Raw genomic sequence first — 25,573 nt, forward strand, 5'->3', positions numbered from 1 at the left:
TAGTTGTAGTGCCCTGCACATTGGTTCGTCTTGTTCAGTTTTCAAAGGTCTTTGTCACTCGCTTCTCTCAAGTGACAACTATATTAGTATATCACGGCCGCTTTCGTTTGTCAACACTTTTTTGAAACTTTTTTTAATCTTTTTTCATCAAGTGCTTCAACCACAATACACCATAGTCCGTACGGGATTCGAACCCGTGTTACCGCCGTGAAAAGGCGGTGTCTTAACCCCTTGACCAACGGACCAGAGCTGTTATTTTCAACTCTTACTATTATACAGACTTTTTCACCTTTGTCAACTACTTTTTAAACTTTTTTTATTAATTTTACAACAGCTTCAGTTCGAGCTGTATGTGGGAACATATCGACCGACTGGATATAATGGAGGTCATATACTTCTACTAACCTCACCAAATCACGAGCCAAGGTCGAAACATTGCAAGAAATATAGACCATTTTTTCTGGTACATAGGTAAGAATAGTATCTAATAACTTATCATCCAGACCTGTACGTGGTGGATCTACGATCAGAGCATCTGCTCGGTAGCCTTCCTTATACCAGCGAGGAATAATCTCTTCCGCTGTTCCAGCTTCGTAATGTGTGTTGTCAAATCCCATTCTTTTAGCATTTCGCTTGGCATCTTCAATGGCTTCTGGAATAATATCCATACCTCTTAATGTTTTAACTTTCTTTGCGAAAGCAAATCCAATCGTTCCAACTCCACAATAAGCGTCAATCAAATGGTCTTCTTTATCAACGTCCAGCGCTTTTACCGCCTCGTTATAAAGAACTTCTGTTTGTTCAGGATTTAGTTGATAGAAAGCTCGAGGAGATAGTGAAAATTCATAATCGAGTACACCTTCCTGAATACTCTCTTCTCCCCAGATAATCTCTGTCTTTTCACCATAAATCTCACTGGTTTTAGCTGTATTTGTATTCACAGCTACTGTCACAACTTCTGGAAAATCTTTAATTAAATCTTTTACCAGCAGGGTTAAATTAAGCTGGCGGTTTGTAATTATAATAATCTGAACCTGTCCAGTCTTTCTAGCTCGTCGGACCATTATAGTTCTGACACCTAGAACTTTTCTCTCATCCGTGATTGGAATTTGGTGAAAAGTAAGTAATTCTGCTAGACGATTAGCAATCACTTGGGTTCCCTTGTCTTGTACCAGGCAGTCTTTCAACTCTACTAAATAGTGAGAGTTTTGTGCATATAAGCCCGCCTTGACCTGATTCTTAAATTTTCGAGTCTGAAATTGTAACTTAGCACGATAGTACTTTGGTTCCTGCATACCAATCGTCGGGCGGATTTCATAACTTTCATATCCTGCAGGGGAAAATTTTTTTAGCGCTTGGTGAAGTAAGTCCGTCTTGAACTCCAGCTGCTTATCATAATGCAGGTGCATGATTTGGCAGCCTCCGCACTCATTGTAAATAGTACAAGCCGGCACAACTCGAAATTTAGACTTCTTGTTGACCTTCAGTAATTTTGCCTCAACAAAGTTGCGTTGAATAGAAGTAATCTGACAATAGATATCTTCTCCTTTGAGAGCACCAGGCACAAAGACTAATGTTTTTTGATAAAAGCCGATTCCCTCACCATTAATTCCCATGCGCTTGATTTTTAATGGTATTTTTTGTTTCACTTTCAGATTCATACCCCTATCTTATCACATTTTGAGTTATAATAGAACTATGAAAATCACAAAACTTGAAAAGAAAAAAAGACTCTATCTGATGGAGCTTGATAATGGCGACAAATGCTACATTACTGAAGATACTATTGTTCGTTTTATGTTATCAAGAGATAAGGAGATAAGCGAAGAAGAATTGAAAGAGATTCAGGACTTTGCCCAATTTTCTTACGGTAAAAATCTAGCCCTCTACCACCTATCCTTTAAAGCTCGCACTGAAAAAGAAGTCAAAGAATATCTGAAAAAATACGATATTGATGAAAACATCGTTTCTCAAGTCATTGCTAATCTTAAAGAAGGTAAGTGGATTAATGATAGCCAGTACGCTTATACTATCATCAACTCTAATCAACTTTCAGGAGACAAGGGACCTTATGTACTGACTCAGAAATTAGCACAAAAAGGAATTTCAAAATCTACTATAGAAGAGAACTTGATAGAATTTGATTTTTCGGAAGTTGCTCAACGTGTTGCAGAGAAACTGCTTAAAAAATACTCTGGAAAGCTTCCTGCTCGTGCTTTGCAGGATAAGATTATACAAAATCTGACCAACAAGGGGTTTTCCTATTCTGATGCTAAAAGTGCCTTTGACCAGTTGGATAGTCAAGTTGACCAAGAAACGAATCAGGAACTCATCTTCAAGGAACTTGATAAGCAATATGCCAAGTATGCCCGAAAATATGAAGGATACGAACTTAAACAGCGTTTAACTCAAGTTTTAGCTCGAAAAGGCTACGATTTTTCGGATATAGCAAGCGCTCTCAGAGAATATCTTTAATATTTTCATGTAAAATTCACAGATTTTAGGTAATTTTATGGTACAATAGTAAACGATAAACTTATAAATTGTAGAAAGTTGGTTAGTTATGAAGCTTCCAAAAGAAGGCGACTTTATTACAATTCAAAGTTATAAGCATGATGGGAGTCTCCACCGAACTTGGCGGGACACCATGGTACTAAAAACAACAGAAAACGCCATTATTGGTGTCAACGATCATACACTGGTTACCGAAAGTGATGGTCGTCGTTGGGTCACTCGAGAACCGGCTATTGTTTACTTTCACAAGAAATATTGGTTTAATATCATTGCCATGATTCGTGATAATGGAATTTCCTACTATTGCAATATGGCTAGCCCCTACTATCTGGATGAAGAAGCACTGAAGTATATTGATTATGATTTGGATGTTAAAATTTTTACAGATGGGGAAAAACGTCTCTTGGACGTTGAGGAGTATGAGCGTCACAAACGCAAAATGAATTATTCTGATGACTTGGACTATATTTTAAAAGAACATGTCAAAATTCTTGTTGATTGGATTAACAATGGACGTGGTCCTTTCTCAGAAGCCTATGTAAACATTTGGTACAAGCGCTATGTAGAACTAAAGAATCGGTAAAGTTGTCAAACTAGGGTGAAAGCCCTGGTTTTTTTATTTGAAAAACCCAGCTTTTCAGCTGGATTAATTTCTATATATCTAATTTCGTAACAGTAAATTTTATGTGGGAATAGTCTTTTTCAACATCCTTATCAATCAAGAACGCTGTGGCGTCCTTCTTGACCTGAACCAGGTCAATATTCTGGGCTTGAGCTGCATAGACACATCCACAGTAACATTGACGGTAGATGTCATACTCTTCACACATCTCTACTGAACGTTTGTAGCCTTGATTTTTCTTGAAATCACTTGGAAGATAGTGGGTTGTATAAATTTTTTGCACATCGATTCCGATGCTGTTAATGGTTTGAGAATTCTTATGAGGACTGATGGTCAAGGCTGAGCCAAAGTAGTCAAAGCCCAAGTCCATAGCCACTTGCGCTGTCTTATCCAGTCGGTAGTCAAAGCAAACCTTACAACGGTTACCACCTTCTGGCTCTTCCTCTAGTCCTCTGACTAACTTACGGTATTCATTGGGTTCATAGGGAGCTTCTAGATACTGGACCGTATTTCCTGTCCTCTCATTGAAATCACTGACAAATTTCTTGGTGACGTAAGCCCGCTTATGGTATTCTGCCTTGGGATGGATATTGGAATTGGCAAAATAGATTGTCACATCAGCGTATTTGGTCAAATATTCTAGGGTATAGGTACTGCAAGGGGCACAGCAAACATGCATGAGAATGGTTGGCCGTTGCTCATTTTTCTCCCATACTTGGACCATCTTCTGCATGACACGGTCATAATTAATCTTCTGATTGGGGTTCATCTTGCTCAGAATCTCTTCTACATCGATCATGTTCTTCTCCTTTTTCTAGTCTTATTTTATCATATAAGTTAGGAGAGCTCAAATCAATTTAGAAGTGAATATCATAAAAAGGAGGAATAGCCATTCCCTCCTTTTGTGTTTTTTATAAGTTATTTTCTATAGAAAGCTTACATCATCCCACCCATCATACTTGGATCCATTGCTGGAGCTGGGGCTACTGGTTCTGGCTTATTGGCTACGACTGCTTCCGTAGTCAAAATCAAGCTTGCTACAGATGCTGCGTTTTGTAGGGCTGAACGGCTAACTTTAACTGGGTCAATGATACCTTGATCAATCATGTTAACCCACTCGCCAGTTGCTGCGTTGAAGCCTGTGCCAACCTCGGCATTTTTCAAACGATCGATAACGATTGAACCTTCGAATCCTGCATTGTGGGCAATCTGACGAACAGGTTCTTCCAAGGCACGGAGAACAATATTGCGTCCTGTTGCTTCATCTCCTGTCAATTCCAAATCAGCTACGGCAGGGATAACATTTACAAGGGCTGTTCCACCACCAGCAACAATTCCTTCTTCCACGGCTGCACGAGTAGCGTTGAGGGCATCTTCAATGCGGAGTTTCATTTCTTTCAACTCAGTCTCAGTTGCAGCTCCTACCTTAATAACCGCTACACCACCTGACAATTTGGCCAAGCGTTCTTGCAATTTTTCACGATCAAATTCAGATGTTGTAGTTTCGATTTGAGACTTGATAACCGCAACACGGTGAGAAATCGCTTCAGGATTTCCAGCACCTTCTACGATAACAGTGATATCTTTGTCCACAGTTACTCTCACTGCTTGACCAAGTGCTTCAATTGTCGCATCTTTCAACTCAAGACCTAGATCTTCTGTGATAACTGTTCCACCTGTTAAGATGGCGATATCTTCAAGCATTGCTTTACGACGGTCACCAAAACCAGGTGCCTTGACTGCTACCACGTTGAAGGTCCCACGAATCTTATTCAAAACAAGTGTAGGCAATGCTTCACCATCCACATCATCCGCAATAATCAAGAGTGGACGACTGCTTTGGAGAATACTTTCTAGGAGCGGCAAGATTTCTTGGATATTTGAGATCTTCTTATCAGTAATCAAAATGTATGGATTTTCAAGGTCAGCCACCATTTTTTCGCTATCTGTCACCATGTACTGTGAAAGGTAACCACGGTCGAACTGCATACCTTCTACAACTTCCAGTTCTGTTTCCATACCACGTGACTCTTCGATAGTGATGACACCATCTTTTCCAACCTTTTCCATGGCTTCAGAGATGTACTCACCGACTTTTTCAGAACGAGAAGAGACAGCAGCAACCTGAGCGATGGCTTCTTTGTTGGCAACAGGGATAGCGTTGTTTTTCAAGGCTTCTACTGCTGCAGCAACTGCTGTTTCAATACCGCGACGAATGCCAATTGGATTTGCGCCTGCTGTGACGTTTTTGATTCCTTCGCGGACTATCGCTTGGGTCAAAACAGTTGCAGTTGTAGTCCCGTCACCTGCGATATCATTGGTTTTTGAAGCTACTTCTGATACCAATTTGGCACCCATATTTTCAAAATGGTCTTCCAATTCGATTTCTTTGGCAATGGTCACACCATCATTGGTAATCAAGGGTGAGCCAAATGATTTTTCAAGAACGACATTACGACCTTTTGGTCCCAAGGTTACTTTAACAGTGTCTGCAAGGATATCGACACCACGAACCATAGCTGAACGGGCATCTGATGAAAATTTAATTTCTTTTGACATACTTACTTTCTCCTTCTATTCTTCAATGATTGCCAAGATGTTAGCTTCGCCAACGATGATGTACTTTTCATCGCCATCTTTAACATCAAGACCTGCATGGGCTTCAACTAAGACACGATCTCCAGCTTTAACACTTGGAGCAACCAAGTCACCGTTCAAGGTACGAACACCTTGTCCAGTAGCTACAACTTTGGCTGTTTTTGTTTTTTCTTGAGCTGAACCTGCAAGGACAAAACCTCCAACAGTTTGTTCTTTTTCTTCGATTTTCAAGACCACACGGTCTCCTAATGGTTTCAACATCTGTTTTCCTCCATGATGAACTACATATTATTAGCACTCTTTATATATGAGTGCTAATTTATAGTTCTATTGTATCACTTGGTCAGAAATAGTCAAGAAAAAAGTCTGACTTTCTCAAGATAAAAAGCCTGAGACCAACTCAGACTTTTTAATGCTTAAAATGGTAGTTCTTCCTCTTCCAAAACCAAGTCCGCTAAGTCTTGGCCTGCATTATTTTCACGCATGGCACGTTGGGCGCGGCTTTCCAAGAGTTGGAATCCTGTGACAAGGACTTCGGTCACATAATTCATTTGACCATTTTTCTCAAAACGACGGGTACGCATTTCCCCATCAACGGAAATGAGACTACCTTTGGTTGCGTAGCTTGCCAAGGTTTCTGCTAATCTGCCCCATAGGACCACATTGACAAAATCAGCCTCGCGTTCCCCATTTTGGTCTTTGTAACGACGGTTCACAGCGATAGTTGCTCGCGCTACTGACTTGTCATTATTGGTTTTGTGCAATTCTGGTGTAGACGTTAAACGTCCAATCATGATAACTTTATTATACATATTTTTTCCTCCTACTTATCTATTCGCAGAAAATCAAAAAAAGTTACAGAAATTTGTAACTTTTCGAGGAAATTTTTACTTTTTATGAACCATAAACCCTGTCGCCTGTTGATTGGCCATAATAGTCATATCTGTAATCTGCATACGGCGAGGCTGATTAGTCACATAGACTACTGCATCTGCAATATCCTGAGCTTGCAAGGCTTCTATTCCTTGGTAAACGGACGCAGCCCGCTCTTTATCACCATGAAAACGTACCGTAGAAAAATCTGTTTCGACAATCCCTGGCTGAATGGTTGTCACCTTGATATCCGTTGCGATGGTATCAATTCGCAGACCATCTGAAAAGGTCTTAACCGCTGCCTTGGTAGCTGAATAAACAGCAGCACCAGCATAGGCGTAAATTCCTGCAGTTGAACCCATATTAATAATATGCCCTTGATTGGCTTTTACCATTGCTGGTAAGAAACAGCAAGTGACTGCCATCAAACCTTTAACATTGGTATCCAACATGGTCAACATATCCATCTCTTCATAGTCCTGATAAGGTGCTAAGCCTAGAGCTAGTCCGGCGTTATTGACCAAGATGTCAATCTGCCCTATCATTTCTAGAATATCGGAGCAGACCGTCTTTACCATGTCCATATCCGTCACATCTAATGAAAAGGTCCAAACTGTTTGACTAGGAAAAGTTTTTGCAAACTCTGACTTGAGGGCTTCTAGTCTGTCTATCCGTCGTCCGGTTAGAACGACATTCTCACCCTGCTCCAGATAAGCACGCGCAATCGCTTCACCGATTCCTGATGTCGCTCCTGTAATCACTACATTTTTTGCCATCTTATTTCCTTCTATCTGGTGTATCAGATACTAACAAATTCTTAAGCGGTCCAGTGTTTAGCTGGATCAAATGGAGTTCCAACAACTTGGTCTTCTGATAATTCAATAACACCACGTTTTTGCGGAGCATTTGGGAGATACAATTCACGAGGGCTGCACATCATCCCAAAACTCTTTTCACCACGAAGTTCGCCTGGGAAAATGAGATTGCCTTTGGGCATCATAGCTCCAGGAAGAGCCACAATGGTTTTCAGACCGACACGCGCATTGGGAGCACCTGCAACAATTTGCACAGTCTTATCACTTGCGACTGCAACTTGGCAGATATTGAGGTGGTCACTATCTGGATGAGCTACCATCTCGATGATCTCACCGACAACAAACTTAGGTTCTTTGTCATTGATAATTTCTTCTGCAAAGCCTTCCACCTGCAATTCTTGGTTCAAACGAGCGACTTGCTCATCTGATAAAAAGACTTGACCGCGCTCTGCAATTTCAAACAAACTGGAAACTTCGAAAATATTCCAGGCCACTGTTTCACCGTTTTCTTTGAGGAAAACACGAGCCACCTTGCCTTTGTGCTCCACGTCCAGTTTGGCATCTCCACTGTTTTTCACGATGACCATAAGGACATCACCGACATGTTCTTTATTATATGTAAAAATCATTGTTTCCTTTTTCTCCTATTTCAGTCCTGCTAAAAAGTCATTGATTTGTTCCTTGCTTTTACGGTCTCGATTGACAAAACGACCGATTTCCTTGTCCTTTTCTAGAACAACAAGGCTAGGAATTCCGTATACATCCCAGAGTTTAGCTAGATCCATGTACTGGTCTCGGTCCACTCGAATAAAGGTGAACTCTGGATTGATCTCCTCAATTTCTGGCAAGGCAGGATAGATATAACGGCAATCGCCACACCAGTCTGCCACAAAAAGAAAGACCTTCTTGCCATCTTTTTCTACTAATGATGCTAATTCTTCTAAACTTGTTGGTTGTATCATAAGACTTCCTCCTCATAGACTAGGTCTTCATTTTCATAGACAAAGGTATAATGACGGCCATCCTCAAAAACAACCCCTCCGACAAGTCTTTCTAGACTACTTTCATAAACTTGAACATAGAGGGTCGCAATTTCCCCCATGTCGGAAAAATGGTCTCGCACAATCTCTGTCAACTCTTCCTGAGTCTCCATGAGCTTACGGTCATCTGCAACTTTTTTCGTAGCAAGGGCAAGGCTCCCAATACCAAGCAGAGCCAGACCTGCCATCCACATTTTTTTAGCTTTCATACCATTCATTTTAACACAAAAAAGGCTTTAGGACAAATGAGGAAGCAGCAGAAAAGCAAGTAAAACACAAGCCCCTTTCTTATTATAAAAAAGAGACTATTAGTTTTTAAAAGTTACTATTTAGCTAATTACTATTCTCAACTGCTGCAGTGACAAAGGCAGTGTAGAGTTCTTCTGGACGGTTTGGACGGCTTGATAGTTCAGGGTGATACTGACATGCTACAAAGAATTTATTTTCAGGGATTTCAACGATTTCTACCAAACGATTATCTGGAGAAACTCCTGAGAAGACAAAGCCTGCTGCCTCAAACTGCTCACGGAAGGCGTTATTAAACTCATAACGGTGACGGTGGCGGCGTTGCACCACTTCTTGATTGTGGTAAGCAGCTGCTGCCTTAGAGCCACGTTTCAACTTAGATGGATAAAGCCCCAAACGAAGGGTTCCACCCATATCCTCAACATCAATCTGATCACGCATGATATCAATGATAGGGTATTTTGTTTCTGGTGCAAGTTCTGCGGAATTGGCGCCCTCAAGCCCTAAAACGTTACGAGCAAACTCGATACAAGTCAACTGCATTCCCAAGCAGACACCCAACATAGGAACATCATTCTCACGCGCATAGCGGATGGCTTGAATTTTCCCTTCTGTGCCACGTTGACCAAAACCACCTGGTACGATAATTCCGTCTGCATCAGACAAGAGTTCCGCCACATTCTCTGCTGTCACATCATTGGCATTGATCCAATTAATCTTAACTTCTGCGTCGTTGGCATAACCAGAGTGTTTCAAGGCTTCAACCACAGAAATGTAGGCATCTTGCAACTCAACATACTTACCGACAAGGGAAATTTTAACTTGTTTTTTCAGGTTCATGACCTTGTCCACCATAGCTGACCATTCTGTCATATCTGCTACTGGTGCGTCTAATTTCAAATGGTCACAGACAATTTGGTCCATACCTTGAGCCTGCAAATTCAATGGAATTTGGTAAAGGTGTTCAACATCCAACGATTCGATAACGGCTTCTGGTGCCACATCACAGAACTGGGCCAGTTTATTTTTAATTCCTTGACCAGCTGGCTCTTCTGTACGAATAACCAACATATTTGGCTGGATTCCCAAGCCACGCAATTCTTTTACAGAGTGTTGAGTTGGTTTGGTCTTCATTTCACCAGCAGCCTTGAGGTAAGGAAGCAAGGTTGTATGGATATACATGACATTATCCGCACCCACATCCGCCTTCATCTGACGAAGGGCCTCTAGGAATGGCAAGGACTCGATATCTCCTACTGTTCCACCTACCTCTGTGATAATGACATCAGAGTCGGTCGTTACAGCAGCACGCTTGATTTTTTCTTTCAAAGCATCTGTGATATGAGGAATGACTTGAACAGTTGCCCCAAGGTATTCTCCACGGCGTTCTTTACGAAGAACTTCACTGTAAATTTTACCAGTTGTCACGTTGGAATATTTGTTAAGATTGATATCGATGAAACGTTCATAGTGACCCAAGTCCAAATCTGTCTCAGCTCCATCATCTGTCACAAAAACTTCTCCGTGCTGGTAAGGACTCATGGTTCCCGGATCGATATTGATATAAGGGTCAAATTTTTGAATGGTTACTTTAAGACCTCGATTTTTCAAGAGACGACCCAGACTCGCTGCCACAATCCCTTTCCCAATAGACGATACCACACCACCAGTTACAAAAATATATTTCGTAGACATAGATTCCTCTTTCTAAAATGCTCAAGGCCTTGTTAACTACGAGGGGACATAGAAAACAAGACCCTACTAATAAGAATAATCTGGAACGACTGCACCAGATTCACAACCAAAATACAAGAAGATAACTTCTTGAAAAAACAAAAATAGCTCCCTAAGAACTAGGGAGCCCCGACCTCTAAAAGAGGTGCCCGAACAATATGATACCTAAAAATAGGATAATTGTCAATAGCTAACTTTTATTCCTCGACGTTTTCAGAATCATCGTCTGAAAACTCGTCGTCTTCTTCGTTGAGATCCACGTCTTCACCCAAATCATCAGGAGCAATTTCGTTGATTTCTGCATCGTAAGCTTCCACTTCATTTTTCTCATCATCTGGATTTTCATCATCGTATGAAAGAGCTGGATCTGCTTCGTATGCATCCTCGTCTTCTGGATCATCTGCATTGTAGTCAATAGCATCTGAATCACCATCCATGAAGGCATTGACACGTTTTTTCTTAGCTTTTGGTGCTACTTCATCGTCGTCATTTTCTTCAAGAGCGATGATTTCTTCATCGATTTCGTCCACACCATACCATGAACGAAGCCCCCATTTATTGTCTCCAAGTGAGATGAAGCTGCCATCAAAGTTCAACTCTGTGTAGAACAAAGGCAAAGCTTCGCGGATATCGCTGTTTGATGTTCCAAGGTAGTTTTGAATTTCGTTTACAAGATCGCTAAAATGCATCTCGTGATCGCGACCACGAAGTTCCAAGATAGCACGTGCTACCTCAATCATAGATAGTTCACTTTTTTCTTGCCCAGCAAATACTTCTAATTCCAAAGCGTTTCTCCTCATTTATACTACTATCGCCAGAGCGAACAGACTCTGACCTCATTTTATCATTTACTCTTTATTTTACGATAATTTTGCAGAATAGTCAAAGGTTAAGGGGAAGAAAGTGACAGGACTTTTTATTTCTTTGTTACCCAGCCAATGGTGTCGTGAGGTGGGTTGTTACGGGCACGAATTGGCTGAGCTTACTATGTAGTAAGCTGATTTATAAAATATTGACTTTCCTAATATAAGAAGAATAAATCATTTACTTATAATTTTCATTCAAAAATATATAACCAAATCAAATATGGAAATATTTTTTAAACAAATTGTTACTGATTTAGATTTTATTTTTTCCAGATAAGAGCATCTATCTGTATGTTATATATATTAAAACAAGGTACTGAGTCTATCTATCTATATCTGTATGGTTTCTTATAATCTGGCTTACTTTGATTATTTTTTGTTGCGGTATTGTCTAAAAGATCATTTAATTTACAAATAATTTCTTCTTTTTGCAATATAGAGATACTATATATAGTTGAAACTTTTTCAGAGATTAATTCAACATACTTATTGATTGTGAAATTATGGAAATTCAATGTAGATATCAAACTACGTTTAAGACCATCTAAAAATTGAGTATCCTTGTATAAATCATCATAAGAACTGTCAATAATTTTGAGAATATAAAACTCTAATACTCCTTCACCACCAGACCAATAAAATGGATCATTAGAAGTCATGGAATCAAAAATGGTTCTACTAGTATAGCTAAAATCTCGATTGTAACGGCGAACTCTGAATCTTAATATCCACTCTAGACGCAATAAACTTGATACTGATAGATTTTCTATTACATTTGATAAGTCAACTTTATTCGTATTCAAAAGATATTCAACTGATAATTGTATATCATTTTGCTTGTACGAATAAAAATCATTTGTGAAAATTGAATCTAACTTATCAGTAAGAAGCAAATATTCTCTACAGAAGTTATCCATTTTCTCTTTATTTCTAACACGTTTCCAATGTAATTTATTAACAGAGGTTTTTATACATTTTTCACTTTTCTTCGCTCTTGTTAACACTTTACCAAAGCTTAATGAATCGTAAATAAAGTTAAATCTGCTTGAGAATGAATATTCTTTACCTGACAATAACCATTGAACATATACAATTTTAAGTTCTGACATTTGATGCCTTCTACCAAACTGTTTAAACCAATAAAAATCTGTAATTTTTTCATTTCGTTTTGTCCATAGATTATCTAAAAGTTTATCTGTAATACGATGGCTGATATTTGTGCTTAAAATTTTTTCTTTAGCTTGCTCGAAAAGGTAGTTTTGTTGCTCTTCATCGCAGCTCATTAATTTTTTAATCTCAGTATCATAAAATTCAATGTTATCATCCCATTCTGTATAATCTGTATATAACAATTGATATAACATAAAAGCAAGACTATACTCATTATTCATGCTTAAAATTATCTTATTTAAAACATCTTTTTCATCAAACGTTCGCAGTCTACCTTCATCACGTAAAAATTCAAAACAAACTTTTGAATAGAATTCTTTAAAATTCTCATTGTTATAGCGATTTATACGACCAATATCAATAGAATTATCATTCACAGATAGATAGAGCTTAAGAAGTGATCTGCACTTATATTCTCTAATTTTAAATATATCTCTATATTTAGAAGTATTGTGTAGCAGAAAATAATTGTTTCTATTGGTTTCCGAATCAAAATAATCTGAAATTAGTAGACTTAAAGTATCCCTTCTCAGAATCAAAGTATCAAATAACAACTTATATATTTTGGTGAAACTATTACTTTCAATATCGTAAACAGATTCATCAACTTTTAATAATTCATTCTTATTATAGTTGATTATCAATTCTAATATTTGCTGGTGTATCTTAAATATATAGAACCAACTGTTTGAAGAAATAGTTTGAACTTTATTCCTTTTCTTCATAAAGTTCGTAAACTCATTAATATATTTTGAATAATATATTAGTAACTCAGGTTTATTTAAATTAGTCCATCTCTCATTAAAGAACTTATATTTAAATTCTTCAAATATTCTATCAAAAACACCGTTTAGCAATTGATCTGCTTCGCTATACTCATTTATTTTATTTAAATCCTTTTCTAAACTATTAAAAAACAGAGATGGCTCACCTAACCTATAAGATCGCCAAAATAGATTTGCATAAAAAAATTTATAATTAGTAAGGATTTTTGTTTCAATCCACTTTCCTTGACCAATTCTTAATTCAATAGTTGTACTTACTGTTTTAATCATTGTTATGACCAAAAAAAGATACAGAAATAATAAAAAGAAGAAATCTATTTGCCAGATAATATTTAGATCTTTTTGAAAATCAATCAATAGAATATTTCTATTTAGAATAATAGAGACAAATGGAATTAAACAAAAAGACATAATAAAAAAGTAAAACACCTTCGATTTGCTTAACTGATAAGCAAAAGAACGATTTAATATATAATTTAATTTATTCTCGCCCATATAAATATATTCTTCAGCAGTATTAGCTACAAATTGAAGAAATCCAAAGTACATCCCATATAAAGAAAGTATAGGGGTTGCATTCTTTATTATAGAAAATAAACCATCAGAAAAATTATTTTCCCATTCAGAGCCTATAAACTTAATATTTAAAGGATTAAATCTAATTATAAGATAGATTAAAATAAAGCTTATGATAGCTAACATGTTTGTATAAAAATCAAAATTATCTACTAAAACATTTTGTTTAATATTTTTAAATCGACTTAAAAATGGATTAAACCAATTCTTTATACAATTATTCTCTGAAAGAAAAATTGGTACTCCTCTAACAAATAATTTAAATGGTAAAAACATGATAAAAAAATAAAATAAAATTTTATATTCTAATTCAAATGAAAGTACAAATTTTGAAATATTAGAATTATATATAATTAAAAAAAAAGCATAAGAAATATAGGCAAAAACTTTTTGTATGAAAGTTAAGGATCTATTATAAAAAGTTCCTAAGAATAAAAATAAAGGAATTATTAAACAAAGCAACAATAGATTGGCAAAATTCATAATTAAAATATCATTTTTTACGAAGAGACCTATAACATTAGCAAAAATATAATATAAAATAAAGTATAAAATCCAATCAAAAATTCCAATCTTTTTACATAAAAAATAAATTGATAAACCTATAAATAACGACGGCACAATTAAATCAAACATAATTAAATCAAACACTCCAATCAATAGCCTTAATTCATTATACCAAAAAAACACGGCTTATCACCGTGTTTCTGTGCTTATTTCACCAACTTCTTCATCTCATCAATACGTGCTACGGTCGCGTCGTATTTGGCTTGGTAGTCGGCTTGTTTGTCGCGTTCTTTCTGGACGACTTCTGGTTTGGCATTGGCTACGAAGCGTTCGTTAGAGAGCTTCTTACCGACCATATCTAGTTCTTTTTGCCATTTAGCCAGTTCCTTGTCGAGACGAGCCAGTTCTTCTTCGACATTGAGGAGGTCAGCCAGTGGCAGGTAGATTTCTGCTCCTGTGATGACGCTTGACATAGCCAGTTCAGGTGCAGGGATGGTGGATGCGATTTCCAAGTGTTCTGGATTTGTGAAGCGTTTGATGTAGTTGACATTGCTGTTAAAGAAGGCTTCCAAGTCGCTATCGCTTGTCTTAACAAGGATGGTGATAGGTTTGCTTGGCGCCACGTTTACTTCAGCACGCGCATTACGAACAGCACGGATCAAGTCTTTGAGGCTTTCGACACCTGTATGGGCAACAAGGTCTTCAAAGGCTGGGTTGACAGTTGGGTATTCTGCTGTCACGATAGAGCCTTCTGAGATTTGTCCAAAGATTTCCTCTGTCACGAATGGCATGATTGGGTGGAGGAGACGAAGGATCTTGTCCAGAGTGTAAAGGAGAACAGAGCGTGTGATGACTTTCTCTTCTTCATTGTCGCTATAAAGGACTTCCTTAGTCAACTCAACGTACCAGTCCGCAAATTCATCCCAGATGAAGTTGTAGAGGATGTGGCCAGCCACACCAAATTCAAACTTGTCAAAGTTAGCAGTAGCTTTTCCGATGGTTTCATTGAGGTTGTGGAGAATCCAGCGGTCTGTAACGTTTCCGGCTTCTTTGTTTGCAACTTTTTCGACATTAGCAGTTGCCTGCTCAAGGGTCAAACCTTCATTGTTCATGAGGATGTAGCGAGAGATGTTCCAAATCTTGTTAATGAAGTTCCATGAAGCATCCATTTTCTCGTAAGAGAAGCGCACGTCTTGTCCTGGTGCAGAACCGTTTGAAAGGAACCAACGAAGGGCATCGGCACCATATTTCTCAATAACATCCATTGGGTCAATACCATTACCGAGAGATTTGGACATCTTGCGTCCTTGCTCGTCTCGGATGAGACCGTGAATAAGCACGTTTTGGAATGGCTGACGGCCAGTGAATTCCAATGATTGGAAGATCATACGAGACACCCAGAAGAAGATGATGTCGTAACCTGTTACCAAGGTTGAAGTTGGGAAGTAACGTTTAAAGTCTTCTGAGTCGACATCCGGCCAGCCCATGGTAGAGAATGGCCAAAGAGCCGAACTGAACCAAGTATCCAAGACGTCTTCGTCCTGAGTCCAACCGTCACCTTCCGGTGCTTCTTCGCCCACATATATTTCACCCTCAGCATTGTACCAAGCAGGGATTTGGTGACCCCACCAGAGCTGACGAGAGATAACCCAGTCGTGAACATTTTCCATCCATTGAAGGAAGGTATCGTTGAAACGAGGTGGGTAGAATTCGACCTTGTCATCTGTGTCTTGGTTGGCAATAGCATTTTTGGCCAATTGGTCCATCTTGACGAACCATTGAGTAGACAAGCGTGGTTCAACCACAACACCTGTACGCTCTGAGTGACCAACACTGTGGACACGTTTTTCTATTTTAACAAGGGCACCGATTTCTTCCAGCTTAGCAACGACTGCCTTACGAGCTTCAAAACGGTCCATACCTGCAAACTCGAAGGCAAGCTCATTCATAGTTCCGTCGTCGTTCATCACGTTGACTTGTGGCAAGTTATGACGTTGACCAACTAAGAAGTCGTTTGGATCGTGAGCAGGTGTGATTTTTACGACACCAGTACCAAACTCAGGATCTGCATGCTCATCCCCAACAATTGGGATTAGTTTATTAGCGATTGGAAGAATGACGTTTTTTCCAATCAAGTCCTTGTAGCGCGGGTCTTCTGGATTGACCGCAACGGCAACGTCCCCAAACATAGTCTCAGGACGAGTTGTTGCCACTTCAAGGGCGCGTGAACCGTCTTCTAGCATGTAGTTCATGTGGTAGAAGGCACCTTCCACATCCTTATGGATAACTTCGATATCAGAAAGGGCAGTGCGAGCTGCTGGGTCCCAGTTGATGATGAATTCACCACGATAGATCCAACCTTTCTTGTAAAGGTCCACAAAGACCTTGCGAACAGCTTTTGACAAACCTTCGTCAAGAGTGAAACGCTCGCGAGAATAGTCCACAGAGAGCCCCATCTTGCCCCATTGTTCTTTGATAGTAGTGGCATACTCGTCTTTCCATTCCCAAACTTTGTCAAGGAATTTTTCACGACCCAGGTCATAGCGCGTGATGCCTTCACCACGCAAGCGTTCCTCAACCTTAGCTTGAGTCGCAATCCCAGCATGGTCCATTCCCGGAAGCCAAAGGGTGTCAAAACCTTGCATACGTTTTTGACGGATGATAATATCCTGCAAAGTCGTATCCCAAGCGTGACCAAGGTGAAGTTTACCAGTTACGTTTGGTGGTGGAATCACGATTGAATAAGGCTTAGCCTTTTGATCGCCTGAAGGCTTGAAAACATCAGTATCAAGCCATTTTTGGTAACGACCAGCCTCAACCTCGGCTGGATTGTATTTAGGTGAAAGTTCTTTAGACATGTGTTTGTCCTTTCTCTATTGTATTCATTTTATCTTGAATGTGCTTAGCAGCTTCTTCTGCAGACAAATTCGTATTATTTATTTTAAAGTAGTGGTGCAGCTCATTCGGTTGATGTTGGGAATTTAATTGAAGTGTTTCAGCGGTCTCTAAAATTTCTCTTTCAGATAACTCAATATGTCGTTTTAAGGGTTTGTGCTTCAACCGGTTCTCCGTTCGATTTCGACGTAAGCGCTCTTCAAGACTTGTTTCCAACTCAACAAAAAGAATCTCTTGATGAAAGTTATCCAATAAATCCTGAATTTGCTTTAAATACATCAGCTGGTACTGATTTGAAAAATCAATTACATCAGTTAAAATTACTGATCGCTGATTTCTTGCACTTGCCCCAAGGAAAGAAAAGGTGATTCCACGAACAAATTCCCACATTTCCTCTGTAAAGTCCTGATAGATTTCTAATGCAAAATCGATGGCTTGATGGTTATAAAAGAGGGTAGCATCTGTCAGTCGAGATAACTCTTGACCAATCGTCATTTTTCCTGAGGCCGGAGCACCAATGATGAAAAGATGCATCAAATCACCTCCCACTCACTCCTCAGCAAGCCATATATCAGACTATCACAGCGGTTTCCTTGAATATCTTTACGTTCTCTTATGCGAGCTTCGAGGGTAAAGCCAAGCTTTTCCGCGATTCGTTGACTTTGAAGGTTATATCCAAAGCAAGTTAGTTCAATCTTGTGAAGACCTAGTTCTCTAAAAGCTAGGTCAATCAAGGCTCGCGCTGCTTCGGGCACATAGCCTCGACCCCAATAATCGGGGTGCAAGGTATAGCCAATCTCCAGCACATCGTCCTCGTGGCGATGATTGAAGTCGACAGAACCAATGACCTTATCGGTTCCTTTAACGACAATCCCGTAACCCGCTGGGAGATTATCCTTTTGATTGCGCTCGGGTAGGATATGCGCTAGATAATAAATCTCATCTTCCAAGGTCTTGACGGGCGGAAAGCCTGCTGGGTAAGAAACTTCTGGACGACTAGCATAATCAAAGATAGCCTCAGCATCCGCAACTGTGCGGACTCGTAAAACGAGACGTTCTGTTTCAATTTTATCTGGTAACTCAGCTCTTGTCATCTTTCTTCCTCGCTTTCTTAATGAAGCTCCCCATAGGGTCTACTCGGTCATCTAAATAGCGGTAAACGCGCTGATGGCCGTCCCCCATAAAGTAAGTCGGCGCAAAACGGTCATTTTTAAAATGCCCCTTGTCATCCAAAAGTTCTGGATCAGCTAGTCGTTCGATAATCTTGGCAAAGATATGACAGATTCCATCTTCCTCTATAATCCGATCTACCTGACAATCCAATACTACTGGACAGTCCTCTAAAATCGGTGCCTGAGTCCGTTCAGAAATCTCGTAGTCTAGCCCCAGGTGTTTCAATTTCTCTCGATGACTGATAAAACCAGCCTGCTCCATCTCAAGCATGAAGTTTTCATCAGGGATATTCACAGTGAACTTCTGGTAATGCTTGATTTGCTCAGCCGCATTTTCCTCAGCTCCGACACCGATGACTAGCCAATCTCCCAAGCTATAAGAGGAGCTACAGGTCGTAATATTGTGTCCAAAATTCTGATCCTGATATCCCAAAATGAAAATAGGAAAGCCATAGTAGAGTTTACTTGTTTTAAAAGATTGCTTCATGACAACTTCCTTTGAGCAAAACGCAAAAGAAAAGCCCTGCCATCTACACATGACAGGGACGAATATGCTTATCCGCGGTACCACCCAATTTCGGGCTAGGCCCGCACTCTTGTCCTTGATACAACCACAAAGACAATTTTATTTCATTTTTCATCCATCAGCAACCAGTTTTGACACATTTGTGGACTTCTCAGCACCGCCACTTTCTGTAAAATGTGGGATTCAAAACACCTCTGATGGCTTTATTGTAGCAAGATTTTCTTGGAATTGCAAGGGACAAGAAAGATTACTTGAACTTAATGCCATTTTCCTTCAATTTCTTGATGGTAGCTGGGCCGATTCCTTTCAAGGCAAGGAGTTCTTTTTCAGTCCAGTTTTTGAAATCTGAAGCAGACTTGATTCCTTCATCGTAGAAAGTTTTAGCACGGTCAAGTGGAAGTCCACCCAAGTTTGCTGCAAAATCTTCTACAGAATTGGCTACTTTTTGAGCTTGCTCTTTGGTAGCTTCTACTGCTTGTTCAACTTTTTTAGAAACAGCCTTACCAGCTTGGCTTGCTGACTGCTCTGCACGTTTCACGACTTTCTTTGTCTCTTCTACAACCTTAGTCACAGTACTTGAAAAAGCACCTGCACGACGGAGGCTATTTCGTAATTGTTTTTTACGATTGAGTTTCTTTGACATGATAAAATCCTTTCAATAAAAAACCCCTGCTCTGACAAGGATTTAATATAAATATTCTATCAAGATTTTAGTAAAAAATCAAGAATCTTTCTCGTTTAATAATTTCTCTCACCAAACAAGCCATCTGGCAAATCATGGAATCCCTTGCCTGCTTTGAAGTTTTCAAACTTACCAAGCAAGAACTGATAAGCATCCAAGCGACTTTCGTATCGAATCATGGCATCTTTGGCACGCTCATCTTGGTCTTCTTCGTAGACTTTTTGACTTTCCTTGTGCGCCATGTCGTTAATCATAATCTGGGTATTGACCCACGCTTCAAATTCCTTCATAAATTCTTGTTCGTAACTCATTTTTTCTCCTTATTCTAATCCACGGAAATAGTCCGTATCAATCTCACGGTAAGGTTGAATATCCTGAACATACTCCAGCACCCCTTGGAATTCTCCCTCTTCATCGTGCACTGCTGCGTAAGTGATGTGGACAAATTTACCTCGCGACTCAGACTTGAACCACATTTCATACTTGTCTTTGCTTCCCTCACGAAGCCCCTTCATGATGGTCTTTACCTTTTCCAAGTACTTAGGCGGATGACAGAGTTCGACATTGCGCCCGACTTGTGACGGCGTCCGTTTAAAAATCATCTCGTCAGCTGGCGTATTGTCATTGTAATACTGGAAAATATCCTCTTTATTGACAAATGTAATCTCCATAGGGAAGTGATTGAGGATGAGATTGGCCTGCTCGACTGAGAGATAGCCATTGCCAAAAGCCTGTTGACTATGGCGGTCCAGCACTGCTTCCTTTTCCTTAGGGGTAAAGGTAATGGTAAACTGCCCTTCTGGCGTATCGATAACTTGATGAACTTGACCCTCTGCCTTATCTAGCTGTACAGTCTCCTCTGCACTATCTTCCTCAACAAAACTCTGGCGTTCTGGCACCCATTTCTCAGACGGACGGATGATGGCATAACCATAGGCATCGCTCTCCTCCGCAATCTGAAGCCAGTCATCCTGGGTAAAGGATTCAAGGAGAATCATGAGAAGGATGGACTCTTCCTTGAAAATCATACTTTCAAACTCTGTCGCAAAAGATTCAAAAGCTTCTTTTACGCTGCTAATCGACACTTCTGGTAGTGACTTGGCTGTCGCTAAAGCTGTTTGAAAAAGTTCCCTGATCTGATCATCCACTCCCCACATAACTTTTGGAGGTGAATCGTGTCCATAGCGCTCCATGATAGGAAAGAAGAGTTCTTCTTTACGTTGGTAATGGATGTCAAATTGCCCCACAAGTCCCATCTGACGGACCAAACCCTTGCGCATCTCCGCAAGCATTTCTTCATCTTCCATAGATTCATAGGTATCTAACAGTCTCCGAATGCGAATCAAGGCCGCGCGGAGGGCCAGATTTTCTTCCTTGAAGACACGAACGGGGTGGCCAGGATGCTCGGTATCTGCAACTTCGACACCCTTAACAGCATTTTTAAAAAGATTGGCATGGACATCACAGAGTTCCATGACATCTTCAAAGGTGACACCTGACTCTGAGTTCATCAGCTCATGCTCCATGAGGGAAATCTCGATGGCCGAAACACCTGTAAAGGTCGCATCAAAGCGCTCCTGAACCGACTCAGGAGAGGCACCATTGTGCAATTCTAACAAAATATCCCGCAGGACATGAATCCGTTCATCTGCCATTAGTCTAACCCAATCACTTCGTAGCCGTTTGCTTCCAGCGTGCGGACAATCTTGTCCATAGGAGTTCCTTCCAGCTTAGAACCTTGTTTGAGTGATACTTTACGACCAACAGTATTGCGCATCAAGGGATTGGCAAGAGGTTTAAAACCGAGCTCGACTAAAATTTCCAAGACTTCTGGATGCTTGTCCACTACTTCTGCAACAGGAATTGACACATCGATGATATTGTCCATGATGACCTCCATTGTATGTTCTAAAATGATTTTACTGCTTATATTATACCATATGGAGAGAGATTAAAAAACTAGCAGTGGAGTTCCTGCTAGTTCTCTGCGACTTGAATTACGACCTAAATAAGTTTAAAGAGCCAATCCAATATTTTAAATAATAGCTTGTAAAACAGCAATTGGACTGCAAAAGAGATGATCATCCACAGGAATTTAACAATTCCAATAATCGGTTTGATAAAAATAATAGCAAGAAGACCCCAAAAAAATTTCATTTTTTATCCTCTGGCTTAATGAGCCACCGAGCTGTATCCATTAGCTTATCTGCAATAAAGAGTTTCCCAAAACCAACAACGACATTGTCATCTTTCTTTATCGTTTTCATTACTTTTACACCTTGCATGGTCAAAATGTAATTACCATAAATTTTAGCAAAAGCTTTGATAGGCCCCATATTATCTTCCCTCGTTTAACTACACTTTCAAAATATTGAAGATACCAGTCTTGCTGGCTATTTCTGTGAAATTTACTCTTTTCATTTCCTATAATATCATACAAGTTGAATTTTATAAGGCTTTTTAATAATGTTTAACTCTGGAAAGATTCTGCCAGCATGTTTATTGCCTTTTCCTCCACCAAAAAAGAGGGTTGCCCCTCTTCTTAGTTCTTATCCAGATTGCGTAGCATTTCGTCAATCTTGTTTCCATATTCGATGGACTCATCTTTGACGAAGGTCAAATCTGGGATTTTGTACAATTTCAAATTGCGACCAAGTTCACGTTTGATGGTACCAGTTGCTTTTTCAAGCCCGATTTGAGCCTTTTGGTTATCCGAAGCAAGGTTACTCAAAATGGTGTAGTAAACCTTGGCAACGGACAAGTCACCTAGCATCTGAACATCTGTAATGGTCACACCTTGGACACGCGGATCACGGACTTTCTTTTGCAAAATCTCATTGACTTCACGCTTGATTTCCATGCCCACACGATCCGTACGGAAATGATTTGCCATGATATTCCTTTCTCTACTTTGAACCAAAAGCTAGGCCAGCAGACCTAGCTATTTTTAAACTTATTGATTTTCAGTTCAAATTGAAACGAAGTTCAATTTGAACTCATCTGCTTCTTTCGCCGTGGTGAAAGTGATGGAACTGATTTATCAGTCCCATCAAAGGGGATTTTTGAGACCCTAGGCTCAAAAATAAGCAATGAAACCATCGGTTTGCTTGCGTCCCTCACCACCTAAGAAAGGAGCAAAAATCTTATCTCTTGATTTCTTCCATGACATAAGCCTCAATCACATCATCAGTCTTAATATCATTGTAGCCATCGATCATCAATCCACCTTCACGACCGTTTGTAACTTCTTTGACGTCGTCTTTGTAGTGTTTCAAGCTTGCGAGTTCACCATCATAGATAACGACACCGTCACGGATAACACGGACTTTAGAGTCACGGGTAACCTTACCGTTGATAACCATGAATCCACCGATGGTTCCCACTTTAGATACCTTGAAGGTTTCACGAATAACTGCTTCACCGATAACTTTTTCTTCGAATTCTGGATCAAGCATCCCTTTCATGGCTTCTTCCATCTCTTCGATAACCTTGTAGATAATGCTGTGGAGACGGATTTCAACATCGTCAGCTTCGGCTTGTTGACGAGCTTGTGGTGTAGGGCGTACGTTGAAACCAACGATAAAGGCATTTGAAGCTTCAGCAAGGGTAACGTCTGATTCGTTGATGGCACCGACCGCTGAGTGGACGATGGTCACTTTGACACCTTCTACATCGATCTTTTGAAGTGAGGCAGAAAGGGCTTCAACAGAACCTTGTACATCGGCCTTGATGATAACGTTAACTGATTTGAGTTCACCAGCTTTAAGGGTATCAAAGAGGTTTTCAAGGCTGACACGTTGGGTAGCTTGACGTTGTTTCATGAGGGCACGTTTGGCACGTTCTTCGCCGGCTGCACGCGCAGATTTTTCATCCTCGTAAACAGCAAAGTGATCACCCGCCATCGGTGCTTCGTTCAAACCTGTGATTGAAACTGGTGTTGATGGACCAGCAACCTTAACACGACGACCAAGGTCGTTGGTCATAGCACGAACGCGACCGAAGGTATTTCCGACAACGATTGGATCTTGGACATTCAAGGTACCTTGTTGAACAAGAAGGGTTGCAACCGCACCTTTTCCTTTATCCAAGCGCGCTTCGATAACTGTACCGATCGCACGCACTGTTGGGTCTGCCTTAAGTTCTTGGATTTCAGCCACAAGAAGGACTGTTTCCAACAATTCTTCGATGTTTTGGTTGAATTTAGCTGAGATTTCAACAAATTCAGAATCTCCGCCCCAAGCTGTTGACATAACTCCATGCTCTGCCAATTCACCGATAACACGTTCTGGGTTGGCACCTGGTTTATCAATTTTGTTGATGGCTACGATGATTGGAACGTTGGCCGCTTTTGAGTGGTTGATGGCTTCGATAGTCTGAGGCATAACCCCGTCATCTGCCGCTACAACCAAGATAGTAATATCGGTAACAGACGCACCACGCGCACGCATAGATGTAAAGGCCGCGTGTCCTGGTGTATCAAGGAAGGTGATCTTCTTGCCATTTTCCACAATTTGGTAGGCACCGATATGCTGAGTGATACCACCTGCTTCACCTGTCGCAACACGAGAGTTACGAAGGGTATCTAGGAGAGTTGTTTTACCGTGGTCAACGTGTCCCATGATGGTTACAACTGGTGGACGCTCAACCAATTCATCTTCATTGAGATAACCATCTTCGACAAAGAAACGTTCGATATCAGCATTATCCACTTCAACCTTTTGTTTGGCTTCGATACCATAATCCACCATGAGGAGTTCGATTGTTTCCCCATCCAAGGATTGGTTTTGTGTGGCCATGACACCCATCATGAAAAGTTTCTTAACGATTTCAGCTGGTTCACGTTTGATACGTTTTGCGATTTCCGCAACGGTCATACCATCTGTATATTCAAATTCTGTTGGCAATTCATGGAATTTACGTTCTGTAACAGGTTTTGGAGCCTGATTACGATTGTTCTTGTTATTGCCTTTTTTGTTCTTCTTGTTGTTATTCCAGTTACTATTTCTTTGATTTCTCACTTGATTTTGACTACTTCGATTCTTTTGTTGTTTTCTAGGACCATCTTCTTCGCGATCGTAATCGTCGCGTTCTTTGTCTGGTCGGGCTTGTTTTTTACGACGTGTATCCACTGCAACTTCTTTTTTCACAGGAGCTGTTTCAACCACTGCTTGAACTTGTTGCGCTTGTTCAGCTAACTTAGCAGCTTCTTCAAAGATTTCCTCTGGCTCCTTGCGTTTGTTAGCTTGAGCCAAGGCTTCTTTGGCAGCCTGAGTCTGCTTGAAACGTTCCTCGCTTGAACGAGCGTACTCTGCGTTTTGCTCTGCTTTCAATGCTGCCGCACGGGCCTTAAAGTCAATGCGTGGAGCCGCTTGATTTGGACGTTTGTCCTCTTGCTGACGGCGCTCGTTGCCACGATTTTGCTGACCTTGCTGTTTCTTAGCTTGGTCATTAAATCGACGATTGTCGCGGTTGCCTTGACCTTGTTTTCCACCATTACGGCCGTCATTTTTCTGACGGTTCCCATTTTGTTGTTGGTCACGGTTATTGCCCTTATTTTGCTTGCGTCGTTCTGCCTGTTCTTTGGCACGAGCTTCACGTTCAGCCTTGAAATTACGGCTTTGCGGTTTTATTGCTACTTTTTCTGCCTTCGGAGCAACTGGCTCAGCCGGTTTTGCCTCTTCCTTAGCTACAGCTGGTTTAGCTGGCTCAGATTTTTCGGCTTTCTTTTCTGCACTTGCTTTTGGTGCTGCAGGTTTTGCTTCTACTTTTGGAGCAGCTGCAGGCTTAAAGCTGGCAGCGATTTTTGCAGCGACAGCTTCTTCCACACTTGATGAGTGGCTTTTCACATCCAAGCCCAACTCTTTTGCACGCGCTACAACTTCTTTACTTTCTTTTCCAAGTTCTTTTGCGATTTCGTACAATCTTTTCTTAGACAAATCATGTCCTCCTCTT

The 25,573-nt window shown here is 40.3% G+C and carries 25 protein-coding genes and 1 tRNA gene; 2 read left to right on the top strand and 24 right to left on the bottom strand.

Translation table 11 applies throughout. From position 1 onward, the window contains the following. Positions 1-173: 173 nt before the first annotated feature. Positions 174-245 (bottom strand) — tRNA-Glu (locus B7697_RS01255). 60 nt (positions 246-305) lie between these two features. Continuing rightward, entirely contained in the window at positions 306-1,661 is a 1,356-nt protein-coding gene (rlmD, locus tag B7697_RS01260; protein WP_084949938.1) for a 23S rRNA (uracil(1939)-C(5))-methyltransferase RlmD, read from the bottom strand. 37 nt (positions 1,662-1,698) lie between these two features. On the opposite strand from rlmD, the gene recX reads away from it, so the two are divergent. Both recX and ntdP read left to right on the top strand, forming a co-directional pair. After that, positions 1,699-2,475 carry a recombination regulator RecX gene (gene recX, locus B7697_RS01265; RefSeq protein WP_084949940.1) on the top strand — a complete coding sequence of 259 codons (777 nt, stop codon included), beginning with the start codon at positions 1,699-1,701 and terminating at the stop codon, positions 2,473-2,475. Positions 2,476-2,563: 88 nt separating this feature from the next. Continuing rightward, the gene (ntdP, locus tag B7697_RS01270) at positions 2,564-3,097 is read left to right on the top strand and encodes a nucleoside tri-diphosphate phosphatase (protein ID WP_000775316.1); all 534 of its coding nucleotides are present in this window, start codon (positions 2,564-2,566) and stop codon (positions 3,095-3,097) included. Positions 3,098-3,167: 70 nt separating this feature from the next. Here the strand turns inward: ntdP and B7697_RS01275 are convergent, their stop codons facing one another. The 22 genes from B7697_RS01275 to infB form a co-directional block, all read right to left on the bottom strand. Then, positions 3,168-3,935 carry an epoxyqueuosine reductase QueH gene (locus B7697_RS01275; protein ID WP_084949941.1) on the bottom strand — a complete coding sequence of 256 codons (768 nt, stop codon included), beginning with the start codon at positions 3,933-3,935 and terminating at the stop codon, positions 3,168-3,170. A 137-nt stretch (positions 3,936-4,072) separates the two neighbouring features. Continuing rightward, complete coding sequence (groL, locus tag B7697_RS01280; protein ID WP_084949943.1) at positions 4,073-5,695, bottom strand: chaperonin GroEL; 1,623 nt, start codon at positions 5,693-5,695, stop codon at positions 4,073-4,075. Between the two features lie 15 nt (positions 5,696-5,710). Then, the gene (gene groES / locus B7697_RS01285; RefSeq protein WP_000917315.1) at positions 5,711-5,995 is read right to left on the bottom strand and encodes a co-chaperone GroES; all 285 of its coding nucleotides are present in this window, start codon (positions 5,993-5,995) and stop codon (positions 5,711-5,713) included. 155 nt (positions 5,996-6,150) lie between these two features. After that, the gene (locus tag B7697_RS01290) at positions 6,151-6,546 is read right to left on the bottom strand and encodes a single-stranded DNA-binding protein (protein WP_084949944.1); all 396 of its coding nucleotides are present in this window, start codon (positions 6,544-6,546) and stop codon (positions 6,151-6,153) included. Between the two features lie 75 nt (positions 6,547-6,621). Then, positions 6,622-7,383, bottom strand: a complete 762-nt coding sequence (locus tag B7697_RS01295; protein WP_084949946.1) for an SDR family NAD(P)-dependent oxidoreductase — start codon at positions 7,381-7,383, stop codon at positions 6,622-6,624. A gap of 41 nt (positions 7,384-7,424) precedes the next feature. Further along, entirely contained in the window at positions 7,425-8,051 is a 627-nt protein-coding gene (gene ytpR / locus B7697_RS01300) for a YtpR family tRNA-binding protein (protein WP_084949947.1), read from the bottom strand. A gap of 15 nt (positions 8,052-8,066) precedes the next feature. Further along, positions 8,067-8,384 (bottom strand): thioredoxin family protein, encoded by a 318-nt coding sequence (locus tag B7697_RS01305; RefSeq protein WP_084949949.1) that lies wholly within the window; start codon positions 8,382-8,384, stop codon positions 8,067-8,069. Further along, complete coding sequence (locus B7697_RS01310; RefSeq protein ID WP_084949950.1) at positions 8,381-8,680, bottom strand: DUF4651 domain-containing protein; 300 nt, start codon at positions 8,678-8,680, stop codon at positions 8,381-8,383. The genes B7697_RS01305 and B7697_RS01310 overlap by 4 nt, the downstream gene beginning before the upstream one ends. 115 nt (positions 8,681-8,795) lie before the next feature. Further along, positions 8,796-10,403: a CTP synthase gene (locus B7697_RS01315; RefSeq protein WP_084949952.1), complete on the bottom strand. Its 1,608-nt coding sequence runs from the start codon at positions 10,401-10,403 to the stop codon at positions 8,796-8,798. Positions 10,404-10,639: 236 nt separating this feature from the next. After that, the gene (gene rpoE / locus B7697_RS01320; protein WP_042750234.1) at positions 10,640-11,227 is read right to left on the bottom strand and encodes a DNA-directed RNA polymerase subunit delta; all 588 of its coding nucleotides are present in this window, start codon (positions 11,225-11,227) and stop codon (positions 10,640-10,642) included. A 407-nt stretch (positions 11,228-11,634) separates the two neighbouring features. After that, a complete protein-coding gene (locus B7697_RS09375; protein ID WP_239822287.1) occupies positions 11,635-14,475 on the bottom strand; it encodes a hypothetical protein in 2,841 nt (946 codons plus the stop codon). A gap of 77 nt (positions 14,476-14,552) precedes the next feature. Beyond that, on the bottom strand, positions 14,553-17,204 hold the full coding sequence (locus B7697_RS01330) for a valine--tRNA ligase (protein ID WP_084949954.1): 2,652 nt from the start codon (positions 17,202-17,204) through the stop codon (positions 14,553-14,555). Beyond that, positions 17,197-17,775 (bottom strand): AAA family ATPase, encoded by a 579-nt coding sequence (locus B7697_RS01335; RefSeq protein ID WP_084949955.1) that lies wholly within the window; start codon positions 17,773-17,775, stop codon positions 17,197-17,199. The genes B7697_RS01330 and B7697_RS01335 overlap by 8 nt, the downstream gene beginning before the upstream one ends. Continuing rightward, positions 17,775-18,335 (bottom strand): GNAT family N-acetyltransferase, encoded by a 561-nt coding sequence (locus B7697_RS01340; protein ID WP_084949957.1) that lies wholly within the window; start codon positions 18,333-18,335, stop codon positions 17,775-17,777. The genes B7697_RS01335 and B7697_RS01340 overlap by 1 nt, the downstream gene beginning before the upstream one ends. After that, positions 18,322-18,900 carry a flavin reductase family protein gene (locus B7697_RS01345; protein ID WP_084949958.1) on the bottom strand — a complete coding sequence of 193 codons (579 nt, stop codon included), beginning with the start codon at positions 18,898-18,900 and terminating at the stop codon, positions 18,322-18,324. Before B7697_RS01345 ends, B7697_RS01340 begins: the two co-directional genes overlap by 14 nt. 286 nt (positions 18,901-19,186) lie before the next feature. Next, the gene (locus B7697_RS01350; protein ID WP_000038635.1) at positions 19,187-19,582 is read right to left on the bottom strand and encodes a helix-hairpin-helix domain-containing protein; all 396 of its coding nucleotides are present in this window, start codon (positions 19,580-19,582) and stop codon (positions 19,187-19,189) included. 95 nt (positions 19,583-19,677) lie between these two features. Further along, the gene (locus B7697_RS01355) at positions 19,678-19,932 is read right to left on the bottom strand and encodes a DUF1912 family protein (protein ID WP_000119706.1); all 255 of its coding nucleotides are present in this window, start codon (positions 19,930-19,932) and stop codon (positions 19,678-19,680) included. Positions 19,933-19,941: 9 nt separating this feature from the next. Next, a complete protein-coding gene (locus B7697_RS01360; protein ID WP_084949960.1) occupies positions 19,942-21,276 on the bottom strand; it encodes a DUF438 domain-containing protein in 1,335 nt (444 codons plus the stop codon). After that, the gene (locus tag B7697_RS01365; RefSeq protein ID WP_000368739.1) at positions 21,276-21,509 is read right to left on the bottom strand and encodes a DUF1858 domain-containing protein; all 234 of its coding nucleotides are present in this window, start codon (positions 21,507-21,509) and stop codon (positions 21,276-21,278) included. The genes B7697_RS01360 and B7697_RS01365 overlap by 1 nt, the downstream gene beginning before the upstream one ends. 265 nt (positions 21,510-21,774) lie before the next feature. Further along, positions 21,775-21,957, bottom strand: a complete 183-nt coding sequence (locus B7697_RS01370) for a hypothetical protein (RefSeq protein WP_020902202.1) — start codon at positions 21,955-21,957, stop codon at positions 21,775-21,777. Between the two features lie 206 nt (positions 21,958-22,163). Beyond that, complete coding sequence (rbfA, locus tag B7697_RS01375) at positions 22,164-22,514, bottom strand: 30S ribosome-binding factor RbfA (RefSeq protein WP_001273601.1); 351 nt, start codon at positions 22,512-22,514, stop codon at positions 22,164-22,166. A 250-nt stretch (positions 22,515-22,764) separates the two neighbouring features. After that, on the bottom strand, positions 22,765-25,557 hold the full coding sequence (infB, locus tag B7697_RS01380) for a translation initiation factor IF-2 (protein ID WP_084949961.1): 2,793 nt from the start codon (positions 25,555-25,557) through the stop codon (positions 22,765-22,767). Positions 25,558-25,573 lie beyond the last annotated feature (16 nt).

The organism is Streptococcus mitis (assembly GCF_002096895.1).
Classification (GTDB): Bacteria; Bacillota; Bacilli; order Lactobacillales; family Streptococcaceae; genus Streptococcus; species Streptococcus mitis_AH.